This window comes from Variovorax paradoxus (assembly GCF_902712855.1).
GTDB lineage: Bacteria > Pseudomonadota > Gammaproteobacteria > Burkholderiales > Burkholderiaceae_C > Variovorax > Variovorax paradoxus_Q.
The window spans coordinates 2,129,792-2,155,955 of record NZ_LR743507.1; the positions used below are offsets into that span (position 1 = coordinate 2,129,792).

The following is a 26,164-nucleotide window of genomic DNA, read 5'->3' on the forward strand; positions in this document are numbered from 1 at the left end:
CGCTGTTTCAGGCGTCTGTCAGCCGAGGCGCACAAGCTGGTCGCGCAGGCGTTCGAGCGTCGCGGTGAAGTCGGTCAGGCGCTTGCGCTCCTGCTCGATCACCGCCGGCGGCGCCTTGGCGACGAAGGCTTCGTTGCCCAGCTTGCCATGCACCTTGGCGACCTCGCCCTCGATGCGCGCGATCTCCTTGCCGATGCGCGCCTTCTCGGCCGCCTTGTCGATTTCCATGTGCAGGCACAGGCGCGCCGCGCCGACCACCGCCACGGGCGCCGCTTCGGCAGCCGCCTGCCACGACGCCTCGTCGTCGAAAACCTTCACTTCCTTGAGCTTGGCCAGCGCCTGCAGCACCGGTGCCGCTTCGCGCAGGAAGGCCGCGCCCTCGGCGTCGTCGGCCACCGCGTACAGCGGCAGGCGCATCGCGGGCGACACGTTCATCTCGCCGCGCAGCGTGCGGCATGCATCCACCAGCGCCTTGAGCCGCGCCACGTGGGCCTCGGCAGCCTCGTCGATCTTCTCGGGCTGGCTCTGCGGATACGCCGCCACCATGATCGACGCGCCTTCGCGGCCCGCGACCTTCGACACCTTCTGCCAGAGCTCCTCCGTGATGAACGGGATGACCGGATGCGCCAGGCGCAGCAGCGCCTCGAGCACGCGGATGAGCGTGCGTCGCGTCGCGCGCTTCTGCGAATCGTCGCCGGTCTGGATCTGCACCTTGGCGATTTCCAGATACCAGTCGCAGAACTCGTCCCAAGCAAACTGGTAGATCGCGTTGGCCACGTTGTCGAGGCGGTACTCCTCGAAGCCCTTGGCCACCTCGGCTTCCACGCGCTGCAGCTGCGACACGATCCAGTAGTCGGCGCGGCTGAACTTCAGGTAGCCGTGAGCCGGGCCGCCGACCTTGCAGTCTTCCTTGGTGTGCTCCAGCAGACCGCAGTCCTGGCCTTCGCAGTTCATCAGCACGAAGCGCGTGGCGTTCCAGAGCTTGTTGCAGAAGTTGCGGTAGCCCTCGCAGCGCTTCGAGTCGAAGTTGATGCTGCGGCCGAGCGACGCCAGCGAGGCGAAGGTGAATCGCAGTGCATCGGCGCCGAAGGCCGGGATGCCCTCCGGAAACTCCTTCTGCGTGTTCTTGCGAACGGCGGGTGCCGTCTCGGGCTTGCGCAGGCCCTGCGTGCGCTTGTCGAGCAACTGGGGCAGCTCGATGCCGTCGATCAGGTCGACCGGGTCGAGCACGTTGCCTTCGGACTTGCTCATCTTCTTGCCCTGCGCGTCGCGCACCAGGCCGTGGATGTACACGTGCTTGAACGGCACCTTGCCGATGAAGTGCTTGGTCATCATGATCATCCGGGCGACCCAGAAGAAGATGATGTCGTAGCCCGTCACCAGCACGGTCGAGGGCAGGTACAGGTCGAGGTCCTGTGTCTTCTCGGGCCAGCCCAGCGAGGAGAAGGGCACCAGCGCCGACGAGTACCAGGTGTCGAGCACGTCCTCGTCGCGCACCAGTTTCTTGCCGGGTGCCTTGGCCTGCGCGTCGGCTTCGTTCTCGGCCACGTACACGTTGCCTTCCTCGTCGTACCAGGCCGGGATCTGGTGGCCCCACCACAGCTGGCGCGAGATGGTCCAGTCCTGGATGTTCTCCATCCAGTGGTTGTAGGTGTTGACCCAGTTCTCGGGCACGAAGCGCACCTCGCCCGACTTCACCACGTCGATCGCCTTCTGCGCGATCGACTGGCCGTCGGCGCCCGGGCGCGTCATGGCCACGTACCACTGGTCGGTGAGCATGGGTTCCACGATGGCGCCCGAGCGCGCGCAGCGCGGCACCATCAGCTTGTGCTTCTTCACCTCGATCAGCAGGCCCAGGGCCTCGAGGTCGGCCACGATGGCCTTGCGTGCCACGAAGCGGTCGAGGCCGCGGTACTTCTCGGGCGCGTTGTCGTTGATGGTGGCGTCGAGCGTGAGCACGCCGATCATCTCGAGCTTGTGGCGCTGGCCGACCGCGTAGTCGTTGTAGTCGTGGGCCGGGGTGACCTTCACCACGCCGGTGCCGAATTCCTTGTCGACGTAGTCGTCCGCGATGATCGGGATCAGCTTGTCGACCAGCGGCAGGCGCACGCGCTGGCCGATCAGGTGCTTGTAGCGTTCGTCCTCGGGGTGGACCATCACCGCCGTGTCGCCGAGCATGGTCTCCGGCCGCGTGGTGGCCACGGTGAGCGTGCCGCTACCGTCTTCGAGCGGGTAGGCGATGTGCCAGAGCGAGCCGTCTTCCTCTTCGCTTTCCACCTCGAGGTCGCTCACCGAGGTCTTCAGCACCGGATCCCAGTTGCCCAGGCGCTTGCCGCGGTAGATCAGGCCTTCCTCATAGAGCTTCACGAAAGTATGCGTCACGACCCTGGAGAGGTCGTCGTCCATCGTGAAGTACTCGCGGCTCCAGTCGACCGTGTCGCCCATGCGGCGCATCTGCTGGGTGATGGTGTTGCCCGACTTTTCCTTCCACTCCCACACGCGCGCCACGAAGTTCTTGCGGCCGAGGTCGTGGCGGCTGACCTTCTGCTCCTGCAGCTGGCGCTCCACCACGATCTGCGTTGCGATGCCGGCGTGGTCGGTGCCGGGCACCCACAGCGTGTTGTCGCCCTTCATGCGGTGGTAGCGCGTGAGGCTGTCCATGATCGTCTGGTTGAACGCATGGCCCATGTGCAGCGTGCCCGTCACGTTCGGCGGCGGCAGCTGGATCGCGAATGAATCGGCACCATCCTTGGGTCGCTGCGTACCGCGGAAGCCCGCCTTGGCATAGCCGCGCTTTTCCCATTCCGGACCCCAGTGCGCCTCGATGGCGGCGGGTTCGAAGGATTTCGACAGGCTGTCGAGGCCGGGTTGGGCGGGAGGGGTGGTGGGTTCGCTCATGGAGAATGCAAAACGGCACCCTCGGGTGCCGCCGTTGACGAGGTGGGAATCCCGGCGATTTTACCGGCGCGGCCGGCCGTCACTTCGGCCACTCATAATTCCGGGATGCTGTTCCTGCTTTCCCCTGCAAAGTCGCTCGACTACGACACCCCGGTCCCTGCCGAAATCCCTGCCACCCAACCTCATTTCGAGTCGCCGCGCGGCCCGTCGGTCGAACTCATCAAGCTGCTGCGCGAGAAGTCGCCGCAGCAGATTTCAGAGCTGATGCACCTGTCGGACAAGCTCTCCGCCCTGAACGTGGCCCGCTACGAGGCCTGGTCGAGCAAAAGCACGCCGAAGAACGCCCGCCAGGCGGCCTTTGCGTTCGATGGCGATGTCTACGGCGGCCTCGATGCCCGCAATCTCACCAGGGCGCAGCTCGACTGGGCCCAGGAGCACGTGTGCATTCTCAGCGGCCTTTATGGCCTGCTGCGCCCGCTCGACCTGCTGCAGCCCTACCGCCTCGAAATGGGCATGCAGCTGGCCAACCGCCACGGCAAGGACCTGTATGCGTTCTGGGGTTCGCGTATCGCCGCCCACCTGAACGAACGCCTCGCCGCGGATCGCACGCCGGTGGTCATCAACGTCGCCTCGCAGGAGTACTTCAAGTCGGTCGACAGGAAGGTGCTCAAGGCCCGTGTGGTCGAATGCGTGTTCGAGGAGTGGAAGGGCGGCAAGTACAAGATCGTCAGCTTCTTCGCCAAGCGGGCGCGCGGCCTGCTGGCCCGCTGGGCGGTGCTGCACAAGGCGGCGACGCCCAAGGCACTGGAGAAGTTCGACCTCGAGGGTTATGGTTTCGATGCAGAGGTCTCGACGCCCGAAAGGCTGGTGTTCAGGCGAAGGCTGGGCTGACCCCGGTCTTCGCGCACTTCGTGTCGCTTCACCGACCCTCTCTCGGGAGGGCCCACCGGCGGGCCGGCGCAGCCGGTTCCGCGGTGTTTCTGTCTGGAATGGGTCAGGGTGGTTCGTGAGGGGCACGGCCCGCCACAGCTTGGAGGAAAACTGATATGTCGCAACCGATCAGCCCGGAACTGCGCGAGTGGCTGGTGGCCCAGCTCGCAGCCGGGCACTCGGTGCCAGCGTTGCGCGCGTCCATGCGCGCGGCCGGCTGGCACGATGCCGCCGCCGATACGGCGCTGGCCCAGCTCGAAGCCGGCTTCCCGAACGTGGAAGTCGCGCTGCCGTCGGTGCGCACCGAGATGCCAGGGCCCGATCTCGACGGTGCGCCGTTGTACATCGACGCCGGCGACCGCCGCGTGCAGGTGCTGCAGACCATGCGCCACCCGCGCGTGGTGGTGTTCGGCAACCTGCTGTCGAGCGAGGAGTGCGAAGGCCTGATCGCCGCAGCGCGCGTGCGCCTGGCGCGCTCGCTCACGGTCGAGACCCGCACCGGCGGTGAGGTCCTCAACGTCGACCGCACCAGCGACGGCATGTTCTTCGAGCGCGGCGAGAACGAGATCGTCGCGCGGCTCGAGCAGCGCATCGCGATGCTGCTGCGCTGGCCGCTCGAGTTCGGCGAGGGCCTGCAGATCCTGCGCTACGCACCCGGCGCACAGTACCGCCCGCACTACGACTACTTCGATCCGGGCGAGCCCGGCACGCCCACCATCCTCAAGCGCGGCGGCCAGCGCGTCGGCACGCTGGTGATGTACCTGCAGGAACCCGAAGGCGGCGGCGCCACCACCTTCCCCGACGTGGGCCTGGAGGTCGCACCGGTGCGCGGCACCGGCGTGTTCTTCAGCTACGACCGGCCCGATCCCGTCACCCGCACGCTGCATGGCGGTGCGCCGGTGCTGGCGGGCGAAAAGTGGGTTGCGACCAAGTGGCTGCGCGAACGCGAGTTCAAGTAGGCCCGTGCAAGACAGGAACCGGATGAAAGTCACCGCCAACGGCCTGCAGATCGAAGTCGACGACACCGGAGGCGAGGGGCGTCCCGTCATCCTGCTCATCATGGGCCTGGGCATGCAGCTGGTGGCCTGGCCGGCCGGCTTCGTGCAGCAGCTGGTGGATGCCGGCTTCCGCGTGGTGCGCCACGACAACCGCGACATCGGCCTGAGCCAGGGCTTCGACCATGCGGGCATCGGCAACGTGGTGTGGGAAACCATCCGCCATCGCCTCGGGCTGAAGGTACGCTCGGCCTACACCCTGCAGGACATGACGCTCGACTCGATCGGCGTGCTCGACGCGCTGGGCATCGCCCGGGCACACATCGTCGGCGCGTCGATGGGCGGCATGATCGCCCAGCGCTTGGCCGCGCACGCGCCGCAGCGCACCGCGAGCCTCGTGAGCATCATGAGTTCGAGCGGCGCACGCGGGCTGCCCGGCCCGCGCCGCGAAGTGACGCGCATGCTCATGCGCCGCCCGCTGGGCCGCGACGAGGCCGCACTGGTCGCGCACAGCATCCGGCTGCTGCGGCTCATCCAGAGTCCCGCCTACCCGCAGACCGACGAGGAACTGGCGGAGCGCCTCACCTTCAGCATGCGGCGCTCCTACCATCCGGCGGGCCTGATGCGGCAGATGCTGGCGATCGGCGCCGATGCCGGGCGGCCGCAGGTGCTGCCGCGCATCCAGTCGCCCACGCTGGTGCTGCACGGCGATGCCGATGCGCTGGTGCCCATCGCCTGCGGCGAAGACACGGCAAGGCGCATTCCCGGCGCGCAGTTCGTGGCCATTCCCGGCATGGGCCACGACCTGCCTCCGGAGGTGTGCACCATCCTCGCGAGCCACATCGCGCCGTTCGCGCACGCGGCCGAGGCCCGGTAACCCCCGGAAACCGCGCGCGCCGGAGAACCGGGAGAATCGCAGCCATGAGCCTCGACCAGAACCCCGGAAATCCCAACACGCCCGAGCAGTCGCAACTCGGCCGCGCCTCGGCCTACGCCGACCGCTACGACCCCACGCTGCTGTTTCCCATCGCGCGCGCCGTGCAGCGCGAGGCGATGGGCATCAGCGCCGGCGCCTTGCCCTTCTTCGGCGCCGACCTCTGGACCGCGTTCGAGGTGAGCTGGCTCAACCTGCGCGGCAAGCCGCAGCTGGCCATCGCGCACTTCACCATTCCGTGCGAGACGCCCAACATCATCGAGAGCAAGAGCTTCAAGCTCTACCTCAACAGCTTCAACAACAGCCAGTTCGCCAGCCTCGACGCGGTGCGCGAGCGCTTGCGCGCCGACCTGTCCGAAGCGGCATGGCGCGGCAGCGACCAGTCGGCCACCATCGGCGTGAAGCTGCTCGCGCCCGAGATGTTCGACCGCGAGCCGGTGCACGAACTCGACGGCCTCGACCTCGACCGCCTCGACATCGAATGCACGCACTACCAGCCCACGCCCGAGCTGCTGAGCAGCGACGACACGCAGGCCCCGGTGAACGAAACCCTCACCAGCCGCCTGCTGAAGAGCAACTGCCTCGTCACCGGCCAGCCCGACTGGGGCAGCGTGCAGATCCGCTACAGCGGCCCGGCCATCGACCAGGCCGGCCTGCTCGCATACATCGTGAGCTTCCGCAACCACAACGAATTCCACGAGCCCTGCGCCGAGCGCATGTTCACGGACATCTGGAACCGCTGCAAGCCGACCAAGCTCGCGGTGTATGCGCGCTACACGCGGCGCGGCGGACTGGACATCAACCCGTTCCGCACCAGCTTTCCGCAGGCGCTGCCGCCGAACATCCGAACAGCCCGCCAGTAGGCGGCCGGGCCGGCCAGGCGCCCGGGGACTAACCCCGAGGCGTCCGTTTCCGGCTGCCGTTCGCCGGACAATGGGCGCTCCCTCGCTTTCCGACTCCCGCCCCCGGTGAACCTGCATTTCGACCTGTTCGACCTGAAACTGTTCGTCTATGTCGCGGACGCGCACAGTCTCACGCGCGGTGCGGAGAAGGCGTGCATCTCGCTGGCCGCTGCGTCCACGCGCATCAAGCAGATGGAAGAGGCCGTGGGCGGCAAGCTGCTGCACCGCCGGGCGCAGGGCGTGAGCCTCACCGCCGCGGGGCAGGCGTTGCTCTATCACGCCAAGCGCGTGATGCAGCAGATGGAGCACCTGCGCTGCGACATGCAGGACTTCGGCAAGGGCATCAAGGGCCATGTGCGCGTGTTCGCCAACACCACCTCGATCACCGAATACCTGCCGCACAAGCTCGCCGGTTTCCTTACGCAGCACCCGGCGGTGCAGGTCGACCTGCGCGAATACCTGAGCGAGGAGATCGTGCGCGCGGTGGCCGACGGCGAAGCCGACATCGGCATCCTGGCCGGCGACGCGCACACCGGCGACTTCGACGCGCGCGCCTTCGGCAGCAACCAGCTGGTGCTGGTGGTGCCGGCCACGCACCGGCTGGCGGGTGCGTCGTCCGTGGCCTTCGCCGACACGCTCGACGAGCAGCACGTGGGCCTGCACCATGGCAGCGCGATCCATCGCTTCCTGCAGCGCCGCGCCGAGCTGGCGGGCCGCGGCTTCAACCCGCGCATCCAGGTCAGCAGCTTCGAGGCCATCTGCCTGATGATCGAGGCGGGCGTGGGCGTCGGCGTGCTGCCGGCATCGTCCGCGCAGCGGCTGTCGATGGCCATGCGCATCTCGACCGTGGCGCTCAGCGATGCATGGGCCGAGCGCAAACTGAAGCTCATCGCGCGCAATCGCGAGCAGTTGCCGGCGTCGGCACGCGCGCTCTTCGACCATCTCATGGCGGCCTGAAGGCCTGCATCCGATGTCCGCCGACCTCAAGTCGCTGCGCCTGTTCGTGATGGTGGCCGACCACGGCAGCATCAGCGAGGGTGCCAAGCGCTGCCACATCGCGCTCGCTGCGGCCAGCAAGCGCATCTCCGATCTCGAGGCCCGCGCGAAGTTGCCGCTGCTGGTGCGCCATGCGCGCGGCGTCACGCTCACTTCGGCGGGCCACGGGCTGCTGCTGCATGCGCGTGCGGTGCTCTCGGCCATGGACCGCCTCGGCGCCGAGCTCGACGACTTCCAGAACGGCGTGGCCGGCGTGGTGAGCATCACGGCCAACGCGTCGACCATCGCGCAGTTCCTGCCCGCGCAGATCGGCTCGTTCCTGCGCCTGCATCCGGTGCTCAAGATCGACCTGCAGGAGCGCGCCAGCACCGAGGTGGTGAAGGCCGTTCAGGCGGGCCTGGCGGACATCGGCGTGATCGAAGGCCAGACGCCCGTAGAGGGCCTCGAGTGCCTGCCGTATCGCACCGACGAGCTGGCCGTGGTCGTCGCGCGCGACCACCCGCTGGCGCGGCGCAAGCGCATCGGCGTCGAAGAGGTGCTGCGCCACGATCACATCGTGGTGCGCGAAGGCACGGCGCTGCACCGCGTGCTGCTGGCGGCCGCGCTCGAGGCGCAGGTGCCGCTCAAGGTGCGCATGCAGGTGGGCAGCTTCGACATGGTGTGCCGCATGGTCGAACAGGGCATCGGCATCGGCGTGCTGCCGTATGCGGCCATCCTGCCGCAGCTGCAGATCCTGAAGCTGCGCTGCCTCAAGCTCGATGCGCCCTGGGCGCTGCGCCGGCACCTTCTGTGCGCGCGCAGGCAGCAGGAGCTCACGGTGGCCGCGCGCTCGGTGCTGGAGCACCTCGGGCGGCCCGACTGAGGGTTGCAGGCGCCTGCGCCGCGACCCTTCGCGCCGCGCGAAGCCTCGCGCTCGCCAAAAACGAATTGTTCTCCCGCGGCCTGCGCGCAAAGATGCATGCCAACCGAAGGAGACACCCTTGAAGATCGTTCGCGTCAGCGCCACGCCGCTGAACATTCCCGTCACCGTCGACGTGGTCGGCCTCAACAAGCAGACCTCGCTGTCCCTGTGCCTCACCGAGATCGAGACCGACACCGGGCTGGTCGGCCACGGCATGACGGCCATCACCGAGGAGGAGATCGTGGCCGCCGCCGTGCGCGAGGTGGCCGGTCCCGCGCTGCTCGGCGAAGACCCGATGGCCACCGAGCGGCTGTGGGACAAGCTCTACTGGCTGCTCTCGCCGCGCGGGCAGACCGGCTACGCGAGCCACGCCATCGCCGCGCTCGACATCGCCCTGTGGGACCTCAAGGCCCGCGCGCTGGGCCAGCCGCTGTGGCGCCTGCTCGGCGGTGCGCGCGCCAAGGTGCCGGTGTACGCCACCTTCGGCTTCGGCTTCTTCGAGCGCGACCAGCTTGCAGAGGCCGCGAAGCTGTGGGTCTCGCAGGGCTTCCAGCGCCTGAAGATGACGGTCGGCAACCACGCGCTGGCGCGGCGCGACGAACCGCGTCCGCTCGACGAGGTCATCGCCGAGGACGTGCGCCGCGTCGCGGCCGTTCGCGAGGCGGTCGGCCCCGATGTGAAGCTCTACGTCGATGCCAACTGCGGCCTCGACCTGTTCCATGCCACCGAGCTGGCGCAGCGCATCGAGCCCTACGGCATCAGCTTCTTCGAGGAACCGCTCACGCAGAACGACGTGCGTCAGATGGCCCAGCTGCGCGCGCGAACGCGCATTCCGCTGGCCTGCGGGCAGAACGAGGGCCTGGCCTTCCGCTTCCGCGACCTGCTGGTGAACCAGGCGGCCGACGTGCTGCAGCCCAATGTCACGATCTCGGGCGGCTACTCGCAATGCCTGAAGATCGCGGGCATGGCCCAGGCCTTCAACGTGCCCATCGACAACGGCGGCGCCTGGCCGTTCCACAACATGCACCTGCATGCGGGCGTGTCGAACGGCGGGCTCGTCGAGTACCACTACGTCGCGGTGCAGATGCTCAAGCAGGTGTTCGACGGCCTGCCGGTGCCCGAGCAGGGCTGGCTCACCCTGCCCGAGACCCCCGGTCTCGGCTTCGCGCCCAATGCGGAACGCGTGCGCGAGCTGGCAAAGCTGCCCACCTCGCACGGCAAGGGCAAGGCCTGAGCCGGCTCGCGGCCCGCCGCATTTTTTCTTCACGACCAGGCCCGCAGACGGCCGGCGCCACCGACAAGCACAACGGAGACATGATGAAAGCCACACCATCCACCCACGGCAAGGCACGCCGACACGCGCTGCGCACTGCAGCGGTCCTGGGGCTCGCGGGCCTGCTCGCAGTGCCGGCCGCGTGGGCCCAGAAATACCCCGACAAGCCCATTCGCCTGGTGGTCGGCTATTCGGCCGGCGGCGGCGTCGACGCGGTGGCTCGGCTGCTGGGCGTGCGCCTGTCGGCCGCGCTCGGCCAGCAGGTGCTGGTGGAAAACCGCACCGGCGCTACCGGACTCATCGCGGCGGAGTTCGTTGCCAAGGCGCCGCCGGACGGCTACACGCTGATGATGGGCGACAGCGCCTTGCTCATCGCCAAGCTGCTGCAGCCCAAGATCGGAATCGATCCGCTCACCAGCTTCAGGCCGGTGGCTGGCGCCTTCATCTCGCCGCTGATGATCGTCACCGGCAACGACTTTCCGGCGAAGACGCCCGCCGAGCTGGTGAAGGAGCTCAAGGCCAACGCTGCGCGCTATTCGTACGCCACCTCGGGCGTGGGCACGGTGCAGCACCTGGGCTTCGAGATGCTCAAGCAGGCGACAGGCAGCCCCGTGGTGCATGTGCCGTACCGCGGCGCCGCGCAGATCGTGCCCGACGTGATCGGCGGGCAGATCCCCATCGGCGTGGTGAGCGCCACGGCCGGCATGGCGCAGGCCAAGGCGGGCAAGCTGCGCGCACTGGCACTGATGAACACCGCCAAGCTGGACGGCGTGGACAACGTGCCGCCGCTGGCCGATGCATTGCCCGGCTTCGACGTGGCGCCCCGCATCTTCGTGCTCGCGCCGGCGGGCACGCCGATCGACATCGTCGACAGGCTGTCGTCTGCCGTGAAGTCCGTGCTCGACACGCCAGAGGCCGGCACGGCGGCTGCCGCGCAGGGCACGCTGCGCGCGTATGCCACGCCGGCCCAGCTGGGGAAGGACATGGCGGAGGAAACGACGCGTTGGAAACGGATCATCACCGAGCAGCACATCGTGGCTGACGGAAGCTAGCTTCGGTGGTGCGCCGGCAACGCGCTGTCCGCCATCGACGCGTTGTTGGCCAAGTCGGCCGTTGAACGGCTGGCCCCCAGCACAAGAATCGGAAAAAAAACGCAGCAAGGACCATCGAAATGACAATCCCGCACCTGGGCCTGATCGTTCCACCGGCCGCCGGCGCCGTGCCGGTGGACGGCCCGTTGCTCTACGGCAGGCGCATCCGCTTCAGTGCGCTGGGCCTTGGCCTGGGCGAGATCTCCACGCGGGGCTACCTCGACGTCATCGACTCGGTCGTCGAGAAGGCCGTCGCGCTCAAGGAAGAGGGCGTGAGCGCCATTTCGCTCATGGGCACCTCGCTGAGCTTCTTTCGTGGCGCGGCGTTCAACCGGCAGCTCGAGGTGGAGATGGCGCGCGCCACCGGCTTGCCGTGCAGCACGATGAGCAATGCCATCGTCGGCGCGCTGCGCCACCTGAAGGTACGGCGCGTGGCGGTGGCCACGGCCTACATCGACGAGGTCAACGCGCACCTGCGCAAGTACCTGGAGCAGAGCGACTTCGAGCCGCTGGCGCTCGAGGGCCTGTCGATCTCCGACGTGCAGGCCGTGGGCGAGGTGCCGACGCAGGTGCTGGTCGACCTGTGCGTGAAAGTCTTCGAGGCTCGACCCGGCGCCGACGGCATCCTGATCTCGTGCGGCGGCCTGGTCACGCTCGATGCGGTGCGCGAGGTCGAGGCACGGCTGAAGGTGCCCGTGGTGTCGAGTTCGCCCGCCGGATTCTGGGACCTGGTTCGCACCGCGGGGCTCGATGCGCGTTCGCCCGGCCAGGGCCGGCTCTTCGCCTGAAGCAGGCAGTCAGGCAGTTCAGCCCAGCCAGCGGCCCACGCGCGGCGTGTCGGCCAGCTGCCACACGCGCCGGCACAGCGCCTCGGCCTCGTCGGCCGTCGCGCCTCCGCCGTAGTGCGCGAGCCGCCGCATCTTGTCCTCGATTTCCACGCGGCTCAGGCTGTTGCCCGGGTCGCCCTTGGGCTCGTCCACGCGGCCGTGCAGCGTGCGGCCGTCGACGGTGCGCACGCTGACCTTGCCGATCCAGCGTGCGGGGTAGGCGGCGTCGACCTCCGCGTCGAGTTCCATCGACACCTTCTCGCGGAAGGCCGAAACCTCGGGCGCGAGGAAGTCGCGATCGAACTCGCCGAGGCCTGCGCGGCCGTGCACGGCGATCAGGCCCAGCACCGTGCCCATGGAGAACTTGCCCTGGTGCACGGTGGCCGGAACATCCACGCGGCCCAGCACATCGATGGCGCCCTGGTGCACGTGCGTGGTCACCTGCGACACGTCGGCAGGCCCGAGGCCGTTCTGCGTCATCACCTGCAGCAAAGCATCGGCCGCGGGGTGCGTGTGGCGGCATGAGGCGTGGTACTTGAACGAGGTCTCGGCCAGCGTCCAGCGCGTGCCGAGGCCGTCGGTGAGCCTCGACGGGTCGGCGTCGCTCGACATGCCGACGCCCAGGCCCTGCGCGCCTTCGAGGATCTTCGCGGCGCCCGTGAAGCCGTCCTGCGCGAGGTAGGCCGACATCAGACCGCTGGCTGCCGCGTGGGCGCAATGCAGCTGTTTGGAGTCGGCCGCGTCGCGAAGGAATTCCCACACACCGGCCGACTGCGTGCCTGCGGAGCCGAAGGCATGCAGCATCTGCTGCGGCGAGAGTTCCAGCAGCCGGCCCGCTGCAGCCGCTGCAGCGAGCGTGCCGGCCGTCGCGGTGGTGTGGAAGGTCTTGTAGTGCGAGCGGCCCAGGAACTCGCCGACACGGATCCCGACCTCGTAGCCCGCGACCACCGCCGCCAGCAGCCGCGCACCGCTCGCGCCCACGCTCTGCGCCACGGCCAGTGCCGGTGCGATGACGACCGCAGCCGGGTGGAACACCGACCCGTTGTGCACGTCGTCCTGCTCCACGAAATGCGAAGCCGCCGCGTTGACCAGCGCTGCGAACACCGGCGACGTGGTGCGGCGCGAGGTCAGCATTTCGCTCGGCCCGTCGGCGGGGCCCATCATCTGCGCGAAGCGCTCGATGCTGCGCACCGGCCGCGCCGTGCGCGCCGCCAGCACGGAGCCCAGCCAGTCGAGCATCAGGTCCTCGGTGCGGCGCAGCACGGGGGCGGGGATGTCGCCGAATTTCAGTTCTGCGGCGAAGGTGGCGAGCACCTTGCTTGGATGATTGGCGGTGTCGGATGTCATGAACGATCCTTTCGTGGAATGCCGCGGAACCGGCTTTGCCGGGCCGCAGGCGTTGCCCCCGGCAGGGGGAAGGAGAAGCGACACGAAGTGCGCGCATCCTGGGGGCGAGTCAGAAGGACCGGGGGAGGCCGAGCATGTGCTCGGCCACGTAGCTCAGGATCAGGTTGGTCGAGATCGGCGCCACCTGGTACAGCCGCGTCTCGCGGAACTTGCGCTCGATGTCGTATTCGCAGGCGAAGCCGAAGCCGCCGTGGAACTGCAGGCAGGCGTTGGCCGCCTCCCAGCTCGCCTTGGCCGCGAGGTACTTCGCCATGTTCGCCTGTGCGCCGCAGGGCTGGTGCGCGTCGAACAGGCGGCAGGCCTCGTAGCGCATGAGGTTCGCCGCCTCCACCTCGATGAAGGCCTCGGCGATCGGGAACTGCACGCCCTGGTTCTGCCCGATGGGCCGGCCGAACACCACGCGCTCCCTGGTGTACGCCGTGACCCGGTCGATGAACCAGTAGCCGTCGCCGATGCACTCCGCCGCGATCAGCGTGCGCTCGGCGTTGAGGCCGTCGAGGATGTACCTGAAGCCCTGGCCTTCCTCGCCGATCAGGTTCTCCGCCGGTATCTCCAGGTTCTCGAAGAACAGCTCGTTGGTCTCGTGGTTCACCATGTTCAGGATGGGCTGCACCGTCAGCCCCTTGCCGATGGCCTCGCGCAGGTCGACGATGAAGATCGACATGCCTTCGGACTTCTTCTTCACGTCAGCCAGCGGCGTGGTGCGCGCCAGCAGGATCATCAGCTCCGAATGCTGGATGCGCGAGATCCACACCTTCTGCCCGTTGATGACGTAGCGGTCGCCCTTCTTCACGGCGGTCGTCCTGATCTTCGTGGTGTCGGTGCCGGTGGTGGGCTCGGTCACGCCCATCGATTGCAGGCGCAGTTCGCCCTTGGCGATCTTCGGCAGGTAGGCGCGCTTCTGGGCCTCGCTGCCGTGGCGCAGCAGCGTGCCCATGTTGTACATCTGGCCGTGGCAGGCGCCGGAGTTTCCGCCGCATCGGTTGATCTCTTCCATGATCACCGAGGCTTCGGTCAGGCCCAGGCCCGAGCCGCCGTACGCCTGCGGGATCAGCGCGGCCAGCCAGCCGGCCCTGGTGAGTGCATCGACGAACTCGGCGGGGTAGCCGCGCGCCTCGTCGATCCTGCGGAAGTAGGCATCGGGAAACTGCGCGCACAGGTCGCGCACCGCGTCGCGGATGTCGGGGAAAGTCTTGTCGTTGGCGTTGTTCATGGCGTTGCTGCGCGGTCATGGCGCGGTGGTCATGGAGCGAATCTAGCCCGCGCCCGCGCGAAGCGGCTCTCTGATTGCGGAACCCTCCCTTCGGCAAATGCAAATGCTCGCCCGCGCCGCTCGGATATTTCCTGCATGCGAGCGCGCCGGCGTCCTAAGGCCTGCCGTGGCACCGCGCCGCATCGTGGTCCCTTCTGCAAAGGAAAACACACCATGGCCGACGATCTGAACAAACGCGGGCCGCAGGACGCGACCCGCATCAACGTGAACGAGCTGCACGAGGTGCGCTACTGGACCCAGACGCTGGGCGTGACCGAGCAGCAACTGCGCTCCGCCATTGCGGCCGCAGGCGTGCAGGTGAAGGACGTGCGCACCTACCTGGGCAAGCCCGCTGCCTGACGAACCCTTCTGTCCTCACGGCGCGGCGGGCCGCGCCGCAAGGGCATCGTAGGCACGCTCCTACACCTGCAGCCGGGGCCGGGCACGATACTTGTATTCCTCTGTTGTTTCAGGAAGTACCTCGTGATCGTGCCGACCCACCCGACGCCGCTGGCTGCCGCCCAATGAAGTCATCTCCCAGCGCGCGCAGCTGGATCGCGGCGGGCGTGCGCCACGAACTGCTCACCCGTGCCCTTCCTGCGCTGCGGCACGACATGGCCGCCCCGGTCTCGGTGATCCGCATGGCGCTGCTGATGCTCAAGCGGCAGGTCGGCGCGGCCACCATCGACGGCCCTGCCTGCGAAGAGCGGGTGGCGCTGATCGACAGCCAGGTGTCGGAACTGGTCGAGGCCATCCGCTCGCTGCGCGATTGGGAACTGGCCATTGCCGACGAAGGAATCACGCGCAGCGCGCTGGTGGCGCAATGCGTGGGGCTGATGCGTTCGGCCTTCGACCTGCACGGCGTGGCGCTCGACACCGATGCCGCGCTCGAGCCGCAGGACGACGAGCAGCGCTGGCCCGCGGCGGCCGCGCTGCGCTACCTGTTCCTCGGTGCGCTGGGCTACCTGCACGACGGCGCGGAAGAGGCCGGCGCAATCCGCGTCGAAGCCGACGGGGCCAACGCGCTGCGTCTCACGGCGCTGGCGCGCGAGCCGGGTGCCTCGCAGGCCGTGCTCGACGCGCATCGCGCGCCGCGCGCACTGGCCATCGACGCGGTGGCGCTGCAGAACCTCGCAGAGGACCTCGGCTATGCGGTGGCGCTCGACGGCGACAGCGTGCGCCTCGTGCTGGCCACGCGCACCTGAGCCCTGGGCGTCCTCGACGCCTTCGCCGTCTTCCTGAGTTCGCGCGCCTGCTCCTGGCGGTGCGCCTTGAGGAAGGCCAGCAGCCGGCGCTCGGCGGCGTGCAGCCCGCGCGAGGGCCGGGCGGTGCGGCTTCCGCCGATCTTCTCGAACAGCGCGCCGGTGGCCTCGTCGCCGTCCGACAGCGCGCTGCCCAGTGCCAGCACCGCCGGGTGCACGTACGCCTTCTTGCAGACCGCGGGCGTGTTGCCGAGCTGCTTGGCCACCGCCGCGAGGATGTCCTTGGCGCTGTAGCGTGTGCCGTCGGCGGCGGTGCGCCCGGGCTCGCAGGCCAGGCGCGTGAGCTCCAGCGCCTGCACCGTGCCGTGCCAGGTGCGGAAGTCCTTGGCGGTGAAGCGCTCGCCGCCGGCGGCCTCGGCAAGGTAGTCGTTCACGTCGGTGGACGACACGCTGTGCAGGCCGCCATCCTGGTCGTCGTCCGCGTACTGGAACAGTGCCTGCCCCGGCAGCTGCTGGCACTGGCGCACCACCTTGGCGACGCGCGGGTCTTCCAGCTTCGCCTCGTGCATCACGCCGCTCTTGCCGCGAAAGCGCAGCCGCAGCGCGGTGCCCTGGACCGCCGCGTGCCGGTTGCGCAATGTGGTGAGGCCGTAGGAGCCGTTGCTGCTCGCGTACTCCTCGTTGCCCACGCGCATCAGCGTGGTGTCCAGCAGCCGCACCAGCGCCGCGAGCACCTGGCTGCGGCCCGGCACCTTGCGCGCCTTGTCGGGCTGCAGGTCGCGCGCGACGCGGGCGCGGATGCGCGGCAGCGCGAGGGCGAAGGCCTCGAGGCGCTCGAACTTGTTCTCGTCCTTCAGGCTGCGCCAGTCGGCGTGGTAGCGGTACTGCTTGCGCCCGCGTGCGTCGAAGCCGGTGGCCTGCAGATGGCCATTGGGCAGCGGGCAGATCCATACCTGCGTGTAGGCCGGCGGAATGGCCAGCATGCGGATGCGAGAGATCTCGTCCACGTCGCGCAGCCAGCGGCCCTTGGCGTCGCGGTAGCGGAAGCGTTCGCCGTGCTTCAGGCGGCGGATGCCCGGCATGTCGGGATTGACGTAGACCAGCCCGTTGGCGATGGGGGTGGGCTTCGAGGGCGGCCTGGCGGATGATGCGTGTGCGGTGGAAGCCGGCATGGCGTGGGTGGCGTGGGTGGCGTACTGGGGGTTGCGTTGGCGTTACAACGCGCTTTTGCCAGCGCCGACAATCGCGGGTTGTAGGACGCCGCAAGCGTCGCCGGTGCGCCGGGCGCGCTTGTTGCTCGGCCGTGTGTCTTTTCCTTTCCGATCGAACTCCACGATGACTGCCTCCAGACTTTCCCTTCCCGCGGCCCGCTGGCTCGCGGTGCCCGCCGCCGCGCTGCTCTTCACCGCGTGCGCGTCCACCACCTCCACCGCTCCTGCACCCGCCGCATCGGCCCCCGCCGCGCCGGTGAAGGTCAAGGTGTTCGTGGCCGCCATGTTCGAGATCGGCCAGAACACCGGCGACCGCGCCGGCGAGTTCCAGCACTGGTACGAGCGTTACTGGAAGGGCGCCAGGCCCATCGCGGTGCCGGGCGCACTGCAGCCCGTGTACTGCAACGCCGACGGCGTGTGCGGCGCGGTGCTCGGCATGGGCAAGGTCAACTCGTCGTCGTCGATGCAGGCGATCCTGCTGAACCCGCAGTTCGACTTCTCGCAGAGCTACTACGTCATCTCCGGCGTGGCCGGCACGCCGCCTTCGCGAGGCACCATCGGCGAGGTGAACTGGGCCACCTGGCTGGTCGACTACGACCTGGGCCACCGCTGGGCTCCCGAGGAGAACAAGGCCGGCGAGCCGACCTTCATGCCGCGCAAGGGCTACGAGGAGTACCGCCGCTTCAAACTCAACCCCGACCTCGTGAGCTGGGCCATGAGGCTGTCGGCCGACACGCCGCTGAAGGACGCCGACTCCGCGCGCAAGTACCGCCTGCGCTACCCCGACGCCGCGGCGCGGCGCGCCCCCTTCGTCGGCACCGGCACGCACATGACCGGCGACACCTTCTTCCACGGGCCCGGCATGTCGAAGCAGGCGCAGTACATCGCCAAGCTCTACGATGCCGACGACTACGTGATCACCGAGATGGAGGCGGCGGCCATCACCCTCGTCATCAAGCGCACGCATGGCACCGACCGCGTGATGAGCCTGCGCGGCGCGGTCAACTTCGACCAGGGCAGCCCCAGGGAAACCACGCTGCAGCACCTCGACCCGGCACCGGGCGAGACGGCCGGCGGCTTCGCCGAGACGGTGGAGAACATCGAGCGGGTCGGCTCGCGCGTGGTGGACCACATCGTCGCCAACTGGCCGAAGTGGTCGGCGGGCGTGCCCAAGTCCTGAGCCCCGCTCAGGGGTGGCCTGGCGCCAGGTGCCAGGTCACCGTGAAGTCGAACGGTGTCCAGCGGCTCATGGGCACGCCGGCCAGGCGCAGGCCGCGGCCGCTCCAGGTGTTGCAGGTCTCGAACAGGTTGTAGCCGCCGTTCGCCTCGTAGAAGGCATCCTGGCTGTCGTAGTGCGCACCGGCGATGGCGGTGGCGCGGCCCTGCGGCAGCGAGGCGCGCACGTAGTCCACAAGCCGGGCGTATTGCGCCTCAGACAGCGGCAACCGGTAGGCGCCGCGCGCCAGCTGGGCGCGCCGCAGGTAGCTCACGTGCACCAGCGCGCGGTTGCCGCCCGACAGCGCACCGAACGCGCGTGCGGCGGTCAGGTCGCCCCAGGTCGGGGTGTTCAGGTAGAACTCGCGGTCGCCCCAGCCGATGGCGACGAACTCGGCATCGGGCGGCGGGGCGCGGAAGTCGCTCAGCGGGAACACCTGCAGCCAGTCGACCGTGGCCGAGCGGATGGGGAACACGTAGTCGGTGTGCACGCCGTTGCTCAGCACCCAGGCCTGCACCTCGGCCACCTTGTCTGGCGCGTGCCCGGGTTCGGCGTTGGCCGGCCACATCACCAGCGCGAAGGCCGTGGCGACGTAGAGCCCGACCAGTGCGACCAGCCCCAGCAGTGCGAACGCAAGGCGCAGGAGCCAGCGTTTCAGCATGCGCATCAGAACAGCGAAGCGGTGGTCGCCACCGGCTCCGGCGCGGCGCGCGGCGAACCCACGGGCGCGAGCGCCTCGGGGCTGCCCGCCTTCGCCAGTGCGCCCACCCGCACGCCCAGCAGCCGCAGCGGCCGCTCGAGCGGCACGCGCTTCAGGCACTGGCCGCCGGTCTGCCGGATGGTCTTCGCGTCGGCGGTGAAGCGGTCGATCGTCTGGTCGCGCGTGGCGATCCTGAAGTCGTCGTAGCGCAGCTTGATGCCGATGGTCTTGCCCACGTAGCCCTTGCGCTGCAGGTCCTCGGCGACCTTCTCGCACAGCTGCGTGAAGATCGCGCCCAGCTCGGCGCGGTCGCGCACCGCGTGCAGGTCGCGGTCGAAGGTGGTCTCGCGGCTCATCGACACCGGCTCGCTCTCGGTCACGACCGGCCGGTTGTCGCGGCCCCAGGACACCTCGTGCATCCACGCGCCGGTGGCCTTGCCGAAGTTGGCAACGAGCCAGTCGCGGTCGCGCGCCGCCAGCTGGCCCACGGTCTCGATGCCGAAGCGCTTGAGCTTCTCGTCGGCCTTGGGGCCGATGCCGTTCACCTTGCGGCAGGGCAGCGGCCAGATGCGCGTCTCGAGGTCGTCTTCGTACACCACCGAGATGCCGTTGGGCTTCTCGAACTCGCTGGCCATCTTGGCGATGAGCTTGTTGGGCGCCACGCCGATCGAGCAGGTCAGGCCGGTTGCGTCGAAGATGGCCTTCTGCAGCAGCCGCGCCAGCGACCGCCCGCCGTCGCGCTGGCCGCCGGGCACGTCGGTGAAATCGATGTAGACCTCGTCCACGCCGCGGTCTTCCATGAGCGGCGCCACCTCCAGGATCACCTGCTTGAAGGCCCGCGAATAGCGCCGGTATTCGTCGAAGTCCACCGGCAGGATGATCGCCTGCGGGCAAAGCTTCGCGGCCTTCATGAGGCCCATGGCCGAGCCCACGCCGAACTGGCGCGCCGGGTAGGTGGCGGTGGTGATCACGCCGCGGCCGGCGTAGTCCTTCAGGCGCGGAAACGCGTCGACCGGGATGTCGGCCAGCGTGCCGCCTTCCGGCAGGTCGCGGATCGCCTCGTCCACGCGCCGCCGGCCGCCGCCGATCACCACCGGCAGGCCCTTGAGCTGCGGATAGCGCAGCAGCTCGACCGAGCCGTAGAAGGCGTCCATGTCGAGGTGCGCGATGCGCCGGATCGGCGGTGTCGGGGAAGGCGGCTTCGGGGAACTCACGGCCACAATTGTCTCCCGGGTGGGCCGCCTTCGCCTGCCCGGGGGCCTTCGTTCAGCGCGTCTCGACGGTCCTGAGCAGCGGCGAGTCGAACATCGCGACCGGCGAGATCACCGGCTCGTCCATGGGCACCCTGTCGCCGTAGCGCTCGCGCATCTTGGCGCGCACGGCCGGATCGCCCAGGTTGAATTCGCGGATCTTCTGCAGCTCGCCGATGCGCACGCCCAGCGCGCGCTGGTAGAGCTTCCACACCAGCTCGGAACAGTAGATGCGCCGGTCCGACCACTCGAAGGTCAGGTCGTAGGGGCGTCCTTCGAAGTCCGAGGTGCCCGCGCGCAGCCTGGCCACCGCGCCGGGTGTCAGCAGCGTGTCGGCATTGCGCAGCCGCTTCGCCACGTAGTGCCCGCCGTTGCCGCGTGCGGCCCATTGCGCCAGCGGCGTGTAGCGCACCGTCTGCACCGCCTCGAACACGTAGGGCTTGCCGTCGCGCAGCAGCACGATGCCCATGTGGCTGTACCGCGAGCCCGTGGCGCGCTGCACCGCGAGGCTCTGGGCCGAGCGCGAGGTATGGAAGACGATGTCGCCGTCCTTCAGTGCCGGAGCCGCATGTGCGGCGGGGACGAGGAGGGCGGCAGACAGTGCCGCCGCGAGGGCGAGGGCGAGTGCGAAGGCCGGACGGGGCGTGAAGATCATGTGGCGGGCATTGTGCTGCACGCCTCGCGGCGCAGGCCGCCCCGGCCGCGCCGCCGTGCATCGTGCGGGCGGATCGTCCCTTGCACCGGCCTGACTGCCGCCAGCAGGGCCGGCGGGTCATTGCTTGCACACGGCAGCGTGGCGGTGCCATCATGCGCGCCATGCAAACCGTCGCCTCCATCCTCTGGCGCAGGCTCGATGCACCGGGTCACGATGCCTGCCGTCTCGAACGCAACGCCTCGGCCTGGCAACTCGACGGCGCGGCCGTTTTCCGCATGGACGGCGGCCGGATCGCCCAGCTGCACTACCGCGTGCGCTGCGACCTGCTGTGGCACACGCAGTGGGGCACGGTGCGCGGCTGGCTCGGCGGCGAGGCGGTCGACCTGTCGATCGCACGCGACGCGCACGGCCGCTGGAAGCTCAACGACGAAGCTGTGCCCGACCTGTCGCACTGCGTCGATCTCGACCTGGGGTTCACGCCCGCCACCAACCTGCTGCAGCTGCGCCGGCTCAAGCTGTCGAAGGGCGAGGCCGCCGATGCGCCGGCCGCGTGGGTCGATCTCGAGGGCGGGGGCGTGCTGAGCGAGCTGATGCAGCGCTACGAACGGCGCGGCGACAACGAGTACGCCTACGAGGCCAGGCGTTTCGACTATGCAGCCACGCTGGCTGTGACCGACGATGGCTTCGTCAGCGACTACCCGCGGCTCTGGGTCGCGGAAACCTAGGCTGCAACCCGGCGCGACACGGCGCGGGGGCCTGCGTAAAGCTCAGTCGAACTGCGCCCGCCCGCCCGCCACCAGCTCGCGGTTGCGTCGCCGGTCCACCGCGATCTCGTGCGTGAAGTCGTCGGTGCTGCCACCGGCGGGCAGGTTGTAGGCCGCTCGCAACCGTTCGCGCACCGTGTCGCTGTGCAACACGCGGTTGATCTCCGCGTTGAGCCGCTGCACCACCGCTGCGGGTGTACGGGCCGGCGCGAAGATGCCGAACAGCGAGTCGCGGTTTGCCTTCTCGAACCCGAGCTCGGCCAGCGTGGGTACTGCAGGCAGGGCCTCGATGCGCTCGGGCGCACCCACCGCCAGCGCCTGGAAGCGCCTGCCTTCGATGTACTGCAGCTGCTGTGCCGCCACGTTGGTCGACAGCACCTCGAACTGCCCGCTCAGCGCGTCGTTGAGCTGCGGGCCGCCGCCCTGGTAGGGGATGTGCGTGATGTCGGTGCGGCTCTGCATGCGCACTTGGGCGAGCACCATGTGGCCGATGGTGGCCACGCCCGAGGTCGCCCAGCGCACCGTGCCCGGCTGCCGCCGCGCCTGCGCGATCATTTCGCCGAAGTCGCGCCCGGTGAAGGCCGGCGTGCCCACCACCAGCACGGGCGTGCGCATCACGCTGGCCACCGGCACCACTGCGCGCATCGGGTCGTAGGCCACGCTCGCGATCAGCGGGTGCAGCGTGAGCGGGCTGATGGCGGAAAAGGCCAGCGTGTGGCCGTCGGGTGCCGCTCGAGAGAGCGCGTCGATGCCCAGGCTGCCGCCCGCGCCGGGGCGGTTCTCGATGAGCACCGGCACGCCGAGCGCCTGTGCCAGCGGGTCTGCCAGCACCCGCGCCATGCCGTCGCTCACGCCGCCGGGCGGGTACACCACGAACAGGCGCAGCGGCCGGCTCGGCCACGCCACGGGCGCAGCCTGCAGCCACTGCGGCGCCGCGCCGGCGGCCGCGAGCTGGAGGAAGGGCCGGCGCCGGAGCAGGCTCATGACACCGGCTCCCCGTCGGCCAGCCGGCGCAGCAGCGTCGCGAAGTGCTGCGCGGGCAGGTTGTCTTCGTGTGAACGCGAGACCAGCGTGAGCGGCGCGTCGAGCTGCCCGCCGTCGGCCAGCCGCGCGTAGGCGATGGCGTGCGCATGCACGCCGGTCATGGACGCCGGCACCACCGACAGTCCGACACCCGCGGCCACGAGATTCAGGTTGGTCATCATGCGATCGACTTCGGCCACCACGCGCGGGCGCAGGCCCTTGGCGTGGCACAGCGCGAGCAGATCGGCGTAGAGGCCGGGCGCGCCCGGACGGCGCACCAGGATGATGCCTTCCTCGCACAACTTCGCCAGCGGCAGAGGACGCGAGGCCTTGGTGCGCGCAAGGGCAAGGCGATGGTCGCTGGGCATGGCCACCCACACCGGCTCGCGCAGCAGCGTCTCGAACACCAGCCCCTCGGGCCGCGCCACCGGCACGCGCAGCAGGCCGCAATGCAGCCGGCCCGCGGCCAGTGCTTCGGTGAGTTCGGCCGCGTTGTCCTCGCGCAGCTGAAGCTCGACGGCAGGGTAGGCGCGGCGGAAGGCGCGCAGCGCCTCGGGCATGAAGCGGTGCGCCGCGGCCGAACTGGTGAAGCCCACCGCCAGCGTGCCGGCCTGGCCCGTTGCCACGCGCGCCATGCGCTGCTTCATGGCGTCCATGTCCTGCAGCATGCGCAGCGCCTCGACCTGGAACAGGCGGCCTGCATCCGTGAGTGCGACGCCGCGCGGATGGCGGCGGAACAGCAGCGTGCCGAGCTCGCGCTCGAGCGCCTTGATCTGCTGGCTCAGCGGCGGCTGCTGGATGCCCAGCTGCTCCGCCGCGTGTGTCATGTGGCCTGTCTCCGCAACGGCAGCGAAGTAGCGCAGCGCGCGTATGTCCATATTTTTTTCGTATGAAAACTACCTTTTTATTTTATTTGACCCTATGTCACCCGGCATCTATCGTCCGGCCGCCCATTCAAAAAGCGGCCCATCGAGGCCGCATGCCGGAGACAAATCCATGCGCATCCAGCGCCCCGCATCGAAGTTTCGTGCCGTTCTTTCGCTGATCGGCGTCTCGCTGGTCCTGTCCGCCTGCGGCGGCGGAGGGGTGGCGGGGGAGGTGGAGGAGGCGCAGGCTTCTTCCTGCCGGCCACGCCACCTGCCAGCGGCAGCAATCCTCCTGCGGGCGACGCTGCGCAGGACCCTCCCGACAATCCGCCTCCTCCGCCCGTGGTGCCCTTGGTGTCCTGCGCGGACCTCGCGGGCAGGAGCCTGCTGGCCTCGCTGATCAGCCTGCCGACGCAGGGTGCCACCGTCACCAGCGCCACGCCGGTGGCCGCGGGCGACGTGGGCAACACGCTGGGCGACTACTGCCGCGTGCGCGGCACCATCCAGCCGGTCGACCCTGCGGCGCAGGCGATCAACTTCGCGGTGAACCTGCCCGAGCAGTGGAACCGCAAGACCATCCATTTCGGTGGCGGCGGCTTCGACGGCGTGGTCATCGACGGCACCGAACTCGTCCGCTTCGGGCCAGCGGGCAAGCCCGCGCCGCTGGCGCTCGGCTATGCGACCTACGGCGACGACTCCGGCCACCAGTCGAGCAGCATCACCGACGGCAGGTTCGCGGCCAACGACGAACAGCTCGCCAACTACGGCGGCCTGTCGCTCAAGAAGACGCGCGACGTGGCGCTGGCACTGGTGCTCGCGCGCTACGGCGTGAAGCCGGTGCATGCATATTTCCTCGGCACGTCGACCGGCGGCCGCGACGCGCTCAGCTACATCCAGCGCTGGCCGCTGGACTACGACGGCGTGATCGCCAACGAGCCCGCGCTCAACTACACCGGCACGCGGCTGTCCAACGTCGCTGTGGGTCGCGCGCTCTACGGAAACGGCGCCGCCGGCTGGCTGAGCCTGACGAAGACGCTGCTGGTCCAGAAGGCCGCCATGGATGCCTGCGACAAGCTCGACGGCGCGGCCGACCGGATCGTGAGCAACGTGGAAAGCTGCCGCCAGCTGAACACGCAGATCCTGGCCTCGCTGCGCTGCACCGGCGGCGCGGACACGGGCAACAACTGCCTGTCGGACGCGCAGCTCGACACCGTGCGCGCCATCGAGAACCCGCTGAACTTCACGACCTACTCGCTGGCCAACGGCGTGAAGCGTGCGGGCGGCTACAACATCCTCGAAGGCACGCTGGTGGCCGGTCCGTTCACCACGCGCGACCTCGGCACGACAGCGGCCGCGCGCGACGCCAACGTGTTCGTCACCGGCGACCAGTGGGCGAAGTACTTCGTGACGCGCAACAGCAGCTTCGATTCGGTCACCCTGGACCCGCTCGACCCGGGCGCCTACACCGCGCGCGTGACCGAGGTGTCGATGCTCACCGATGCGACCAATCCCGACCTTGCGCCGTTCTTCGACCATGGCGGCCGGCTCATCATGCTGCACGGCCTGGCCGACGAGGTGATCAGCAACAACTCGACGATCGACTACTACAAGCAGGTCGTCGCCACGCTGGGCCAGGCGGCGGTGGACAAGGGCATGCGCTTCTACACCGTGCCCGGCATGGGCCACGGCACCGGCAGCTTCATTCCCAACTGGGACTCGCTCGCCGCGCTCGAAGGCTGGGTCGAGGGCGGCCTTGCGCCCGCCACCGGGGTGGCGGTGGACGCGGTGGCAGGCACCTACGGCCGCACGCGCCCGCTGTGCCGCTTCCCGGCTTGGCCGAAGTACCGCGGCAGCGGCAGCCTGGACGCCGCCGTCAACTACAGCTGCGTGACCGAAGTGGGCGATCCGCTGGCCTGCCCGAACCTGCCTGCCTCCGTCACCACCTACAAGGGCGGCAACAGCTTCGGCGAGGAACTGCGCGTGCAGATCGACCCCGCCACCATGGCCTACACCGTGGCCATCGACGCCAGCCTGCAGCGCGCCGCCGGCACCACGCGCACCGGATCGCTCGTTTCCGAGGCGAACTGCACCTACAGCAGCGCCGAGAGCGGCGCCGTGTTCACCTTCGCGTCCGGCGGCGTGGTGACAGGCGGCGTGAACGCGCCCAGCGGCGGTGGCTTCGCGCCGCTGGTGGCGTTCCAGAACACCTTCTCGGCGGCACCCGTGTCGGGCGACTTCAAGTCGGTGGCGAACATCTTCAATGCGGTGGGCGTGCAGCAGGGCACGGGCGGCACCGGCGCCCAGTCGATGGCGGTGCGCCTGCGCAACGCGGGCACCTTCCAGTACTGCCGCGACACGGTGTCCGGCAGCTTCATGGTCTACGACGCCGCCTGCACGCAGACGGAGAAGGGCTACGCCGCGTACAACACCACGCGCGGTTCGTTCGACGTGTTCACCACATCCCCCACGGGCGGCGCCGTGACCACCGGCGGCACGCTCACCGGCTCGATGGTGATCGGCCTGGTCAACGGGGTGGCCGTGCCGCTGCACCTGGTGCGCGAGTCGGCGGCCAACATGGGGCTGCGCGTGTTCGGCCTGCAGCAGAGCCTGACGCCCGGCACCTCCGACGGCAGCTACGCCATGGTCAGCGTCATGGGTGAGAACCACGATGCCACCGTGGCCGGCAGCGGTTTCAATCTGGGCGGTGCGGCCGCGGCGCTGAGCTACGACACACCCGTGCTGGGCGTGGCGCAGTCCGATGCCGGCCGCCCGGGCAATTTCATCTTCAACAGCGGCATCCTCGCCTTCGTCTCCAATCCGGGAGCGAACGCGGCGCTGGAACTCGGAGTACGACATTGAAAAAAAGACTGT

The 26,164-nt window shown here is 69.2% G+C and carries 23 protein-coding genes; 14 read left to right on the forward strand and 9 right to left on the reverse strand.

Annotated elements, in window-relative coordinates:
* Positions 1–18 precede the first annotated feature (18 nt).
* Entirely contained in the window at positions 19–2,898 is a 2,880-nt protein-coding gene (locus AACL56_RS09525; protein ID WP_339089598.1) for a valine--tRNA ligase, read from the reverse strand.
* Positions 2,899–3,003: 105 nt separating this feature from the next.
* Between AACL56_RS09525 and yaaA the strand changes: the two genes are divergently transcribed.
* The 9 genes from yaaA (at position 3,004) to AACL56_RS09570 (ending at position 11,708) form a co-directional block, all read left to right on the forward strand.
* Complete coding sequence (yaaA, locus tag AACL56_RS09530) at positions 3,004–3,789, forward strand: peroxide stress protein YaaA (protein ID WP_339089600.1); 786 nt, start codon at positions 3,004–3,006, stop codon at positions 3,787–3,789.
* A 155-nt stretch (positions 3,790–3,944) separates the two neighbouring features.
* Positions 3,945–4,787, forward strand: coding sequence for a 2OG-Fe(II) oxygenase (locus AACL56_RS09535; RefSeq protein ID WP_339089601.1), 843 nt, complete (start codon positions 3,945–3,947; stop codon positions 4,785–4,787).
* A gap of 22 nt (positions 4,788–4,809) precedes the next feature.
* Positions 4,810–5,700 (forward strand): alpha/beta hydrolase, encoded by an 891-nt coding sequence (locus AACL56_RS09540; protein ID WP_339089602.1) that lies wholly within the window; start codon positions 4,810–4,812, stop codon positions 5,698–5,700.
* A 44-nt stretch (positions 5,701–5,744) separates the two neighbouring features.
* On the forward strand, positions 5,745–6,620 hold the full coding sequence (queF, locus tag AACL56_RS09545) for an NADPH-dependent 7-cyano-7-deazaguanine reductase QueF (protein ID WP_339089604.1): 876 nt from the start codon (positions 5,745–5,747) through the stop codon (positions 6,618–6,620).
* A gap of 105 nt (positions 6,621–6,725) precedes the next feature.
* Entirely contained in the window at positions 6,726–7,616 is an 891-nt protein-coding gene (locus tag AACL56_RS09550; RefSeq protein ID WP_339089605.1) for a LysR substrate-binding domain-containing protein, read from the forward strand.
* 13 nt (positions 7,617–7,629) lie between these two features.
* On the forward strand, positions 7,630–8,517 hold the full coding sequence (locus tag AACL56_RS09555) for a LysR family transcriptional regulator (RefSeq protein ID WP_339089606.1): 888 nt from the start codon (positions 7,630–7,632) through the stop codon (positions 8,515–8,517).
* 118 nt (positions 8,518–8,635) lie between these two features.
* Positions 8,636–9,790, forward strand: a complete 1,155-nt coding sequence (locus AACL56_RS09560; RefSeq protein WP_339089607.1) for a mandelate racemase/muconate lactonizing enzyme family protein — start codon at positions 8,636–8,638, stop codon at positions 9,788–9,790.
* Between the two features lie 83 nt (positions 9,791–9,873).
* Entirely contained in the window at positions 9,874–10,881 is a 1,008-nt protein-coding gene (locus tag AACL56_RS09565) for a Bug family tripartite tricarboxylate transporter substrate binding protein (protein ID WP_339089608.1), read from the forward strand.
* A gap of 119 nt (positions 10,882–11,000) precedes the next feature.
* A complete protein-coding gene (locus AACL56_RS09570; RefSeq protein ID WP_339089609.1) occupies positions 11,001–11,708 on the forward strand; it encodes an arylmalonate decarboxylase in 708 nt (235 codons plus the stop codon).
* Between the two features lie 18 nt (positions 11,709–11,726).
* Here the strand turns inward: AACL56_RS09570 and AACL56_RS09575 are convergent, their stop codons facing one another.
* Positions 11,727–13,094: an MmgE/PrpD family protein gene (locus AACL56_RS09575; protein WP_339089610.1), complete on the reverse strand. Its 1,368-nt coding sequence runs from the start codon at positions 13,092–13,094 to the stop codon at positions 11,727–11,729.
* Between the two features lie 109 nt (positions 13,095–13,203).
* Positions 13,204–14,367, reverse strand: a complete 1,164-nt coding sequence (locus AACL56_RS09580) for an acyl-CoA dehydrogenase family protein (RefSeq protein WP_339089611.1) — start codon at positions 14,365–14,367, stop codon at positions 13,204–13,206.
* 213 nt (positions 14,368–14,580) lie between these two features.
* Here AACL56_RS09580 and AACL56_RS09585 point away from each other — a divergent pair, with 213 nt between their 5' ends.
* Complete coding sequence (locus AACL56_RS09585) at positions 14,581–14,766, forward strand: DUF3606 domain-containing protein (RefSeq protein WP_339089612.1); 186 nt, start codon at positions 14,581–14,583, stop codon at positions 14,764–14,766.
* A 164-nt stretch (positions 14,767–14,930) separates the two neighbouring features.
* Positions 14,931–15,611 (forward strand): hypothetical protein, encoded by a 681-nt coding sequence (locus AACL56_RS09590; RefSeq protein WP_339089613.1) that lies wholly within the window; start codon positions 14,931–14,933, stop codon positions 15,609–15,611.
* Here the strand turns inward: AACL56_RS09590 and AACL56_RS09595 are convergent.
* Complete coding sequence (locus tag AACL56_RS09595) at positions 15,554–16,780, reverse strand: DNA topoisomerase IB (RefSeq protein WP_339089614.1); 1,227 nt, start codon at positions 16,778–16,780, stop codon at positions 15,554–15,556. The genes AACL56_RS09590 and AACL56_RS09595 overlap by 58 nt on opposite strands.
* Positions 16,781–16,943: 163 nt before the next feature.
* On the opposite strand from AACL56_RS09595, the gene AACL56_RS09600 reads away from it, so the two are divergent.
* Entirely contained in the window at positions 16,944–17,999 is a 1,056-nt protein-coding gene (locus AACL56_RS09600) for a purine-nucleoside phosphorylase (protein ID WP_339089615.1), read from the forward strand.
* Positions 18,000–18,006: 7 nt separating this feature from the next.
* Here AACL56_RS09600 and AACL56_RS09605 read toward each other — a convergent pair whose 3' ends face one another.
* The 3 genes from AACL56_RS09605 to AACL56_RS09615 all read right to left on the reverse strand — a co-directional run bounded on the left by AACL56_RS09605 (position 18,007) and on the right by AACL56_RS09615 (position 20,640).
* Complete coding sequence (locus AACL56_RS09605) at positions 18,007–18,702, reverse strand: TIGR02117 family protein (protein ID WP_339089616.1); 696 nt, start codon at positions 18,700–18,702, stop codon at positions 18,007–18,009.
* Positions 18,702–19,889 (reverse strand): Y-family DNA polymerase, encoded by a 1,188-nt coding sequence (locus AACL56_RS09610; RefSeq protein WP_339092839.1) that lies wholly within the window; start codon positions 19,887–19,889, stop codon positions 18,702–18,704. The genes AACL56_RS09605 and AACL56_RS09610 overlap by 1 nt, the downstream gene beginning before the upstream one ends.
* Positions 19,890–20,001: 112 nt before the next feature.
* On the reverse strand, positions 20,002–20,640 hold the full coding sequence (locus tag AACL56_RS09615) for a YiiX family permuted papain-like enzyme (protein ID WP_339089617.1): 639 nt from the start codon (positions 20,638–20,640) through the stop codon (positions 20,002–20,004).
* A 152-nt stretch (positions 20,641–20,792) separates the two neighbouring features.
* Here AACL56_RS09615 and AACL56_RS09620 point away from each other — a divergent pair, with 152 nt between their 5' ends.
* Positions 20,793–21,365: a putative glycolipid-binding domain-containing protein gene (locus AACL56_RS09620; RefSeq protein WP_339089618.1), complete on the forward strand. Its 573-nt coding sequence runs from the start codon at positions 20,793–20,795 to the stop codon at positions 21,363–21,365.
* Between the two features lie 42 nt (positions 21,366–21,407).
* On the opposite strand, the gene AACL56_RS09625 is transcribed toward AACL56_RS09620, so the two are convergent.
* Both AACL56_RS09625 and AACL56_RS09630 read right to left on the reverse strand, forming a co-directional pair.
* Positions 21,408–22,388, reverse strand: a complete 981-nt coding sequence (locus AACL56_RS09625) for a Bug family tripartite tricarboxylate transporter substrate binding protein (protein WP_339089619.1) — start codon at positions 22,386–22,388, stop codon at positions 21,408–21,410.
* A complete protein-coding gene (locus AACL56_RS09630) occupies positions 22,385–23,305 on the reverse strand; it encodes a LysR family transcriptional regulator (protein ID WP_339089620.1) in 921 nt (306 codons plus the stop codon). The genes AACL56_RS09625 and AACL56_RS09630 overlap by 4 nt, the downstream gene beginning before the upstream one ends.
* A gap of 333 nt (positions 23,306–23,638) precedes the next feature.
* Between AACL56_RS09630 and AACL56_RS09635 the strand changes: the two genes are divergently transcribed.
* Positions 23,639–26,152: a tannase/feruloyl esterase family alpha/beta hydrolase gene (locus AACL56_RS09635; RefSeq protein ID WP_339089621.1), complete on the forward strand. Its 2,514-nt coding sequence runs from the start codon at positions 23,639–23,641 to the stop codon at positions 26,150–26,152.
* The last annotated feature ends 12 nt before the right edge of the window (positions 26,153–26,164 follow it).

Coding starts and splice junctions, on each gene's coding strand:
- AACL56_RS09630 (WP_339089620.1), bottom strand. CDS start 23,305: ATGGACATACGCGCGCTGCGCTACTTCGCTGCCGTTGCGGAGACAGGC.
- AACL56_RS09595 (WP_339089614.1), bottom strand. CDS start 16,780: ATGCCGGCTTCCACCGCACACGCATCATCCGCCAGGCCGCCCTCGAAG.
- AACL56_RS09600 (WP_339089615.1), top strand. CDS start 16,944: ATGACTGCCTCCAGACTTTCCCTTCCCGCGGCCCGCTGGCTCGCGGTG.
- AACL56_RS09615 (WP_339089617.1), bottom strand. CDS start 20,640: ATGATCTTCACGCCCCGTCCGGCCTTCGCACTCGCCCTCGCCCTCGCG.
- AACL56_RS09580 (WP_339089611.1), bottom strand. CDS start 14,367: ATGAACAACGCCAACGACAAGACTTTCCCCGACATCCGCGACGCGGTG.
- AACL56_RS09525 (WP_339089598.1), bottom strand. CDS start 2,898: ATGAGCGAACCCACCACCCCTCCCGCCCAACCCGGCCTCGACAGCCTG.
- AACL56_RS09590 (WP_339089613.1), top strand. CDS start 14,931: ATGAAGTCATCTCCCAGCGCGCGCAGCTGGATCGCGGCGGGCGTGCGC.
- AACL56_RS09565 (WP_339089608.1), top strand. CDS start 9,874: ATGAAAGCCACACCATCCACCCACGGCAAGGCACGCCGACACGCGCTG.
- AACL56_RS09535 (WP_339089601.1), top strand. CDS start 3,945: ATGTCGCAACCGATCAGCCCGGAACTGCGCGAGTGGCTGGTGGCCCAG.
- AACL56_RS09625 (WP_339089619.1), bottom strand. CDS start 22,388: ATGAGCCTGCTCCGGCGCCGGCCCTTCCTCCAGCTCGCGGCCGCCGGC.
- AACL56_RS09570 (WP_339089609.1), top strand. CDS start 11,001: ATGACAATCCCGCACCTGGGCCTGATCGTTCCACCGGCCGCCGGCGCC.
- AACL56_RS09610 (WP_339092839.1), bottom strand. CDS start 19,889: ATGGACGCCTTCTACGGCTCGGTCGAGCTGCTGCGCTATCCGCAGCTC.
- AACL56_RS09620 (WP_339089618.1), top strand. CDS start 20,793: ATGCGCGCCATGCAAACCGTCGCCTCCATCCTCTGGCGCAGGCTCGAT.
- AACL56_RS09555 (WP_339089606.1), top strand. CDS start 7,630: ATGTCCGCCGACCTCAAGTCGCTGCGCCTGTTCGTGATGGTGGCCGAC.
- AACL56_RS09585 (WP_339089612.1), top strand. CDS start 14,581: ATGGCCGACGATCTGAACAAACGCGGGCCGCAGGACGCGACCCGCATC.
- AACL56_RS09605 (WP_339089616.1), bottom strand. CDS start 18,702: ATGCGCATGCTGAAACGCTGGCTCCTGCGCCTTGCGTTCGCACTGCTG.
- yaaA (WP_339089600.1), top strand. CDS start 3,004: ATGCTGTTCCTGCTTTCCCCTGCAAAGTCGCTCGACTACGACACCCCG.
- queF (WP_339089604.1), top strand. CDS start 5,745: ATGAGCCTCGACCAGAACCCCGGAAATCCCAACACGCCCGAGCAGTCG.
- AACL56_RS09575 (WP_339089610.1), bottom strand. CDS start 13,094: ATGACATCCGACACCGCCAATCATCCAAGCAAGGTGCTCGCCACCTTC.
- AACL56_RS09540 (WP_339089602.1), top strand. CDS start 4,810: ATGAAAGTCACCGCCAACGGCCTGCAGATCGAAGTCGACGACACCGGA.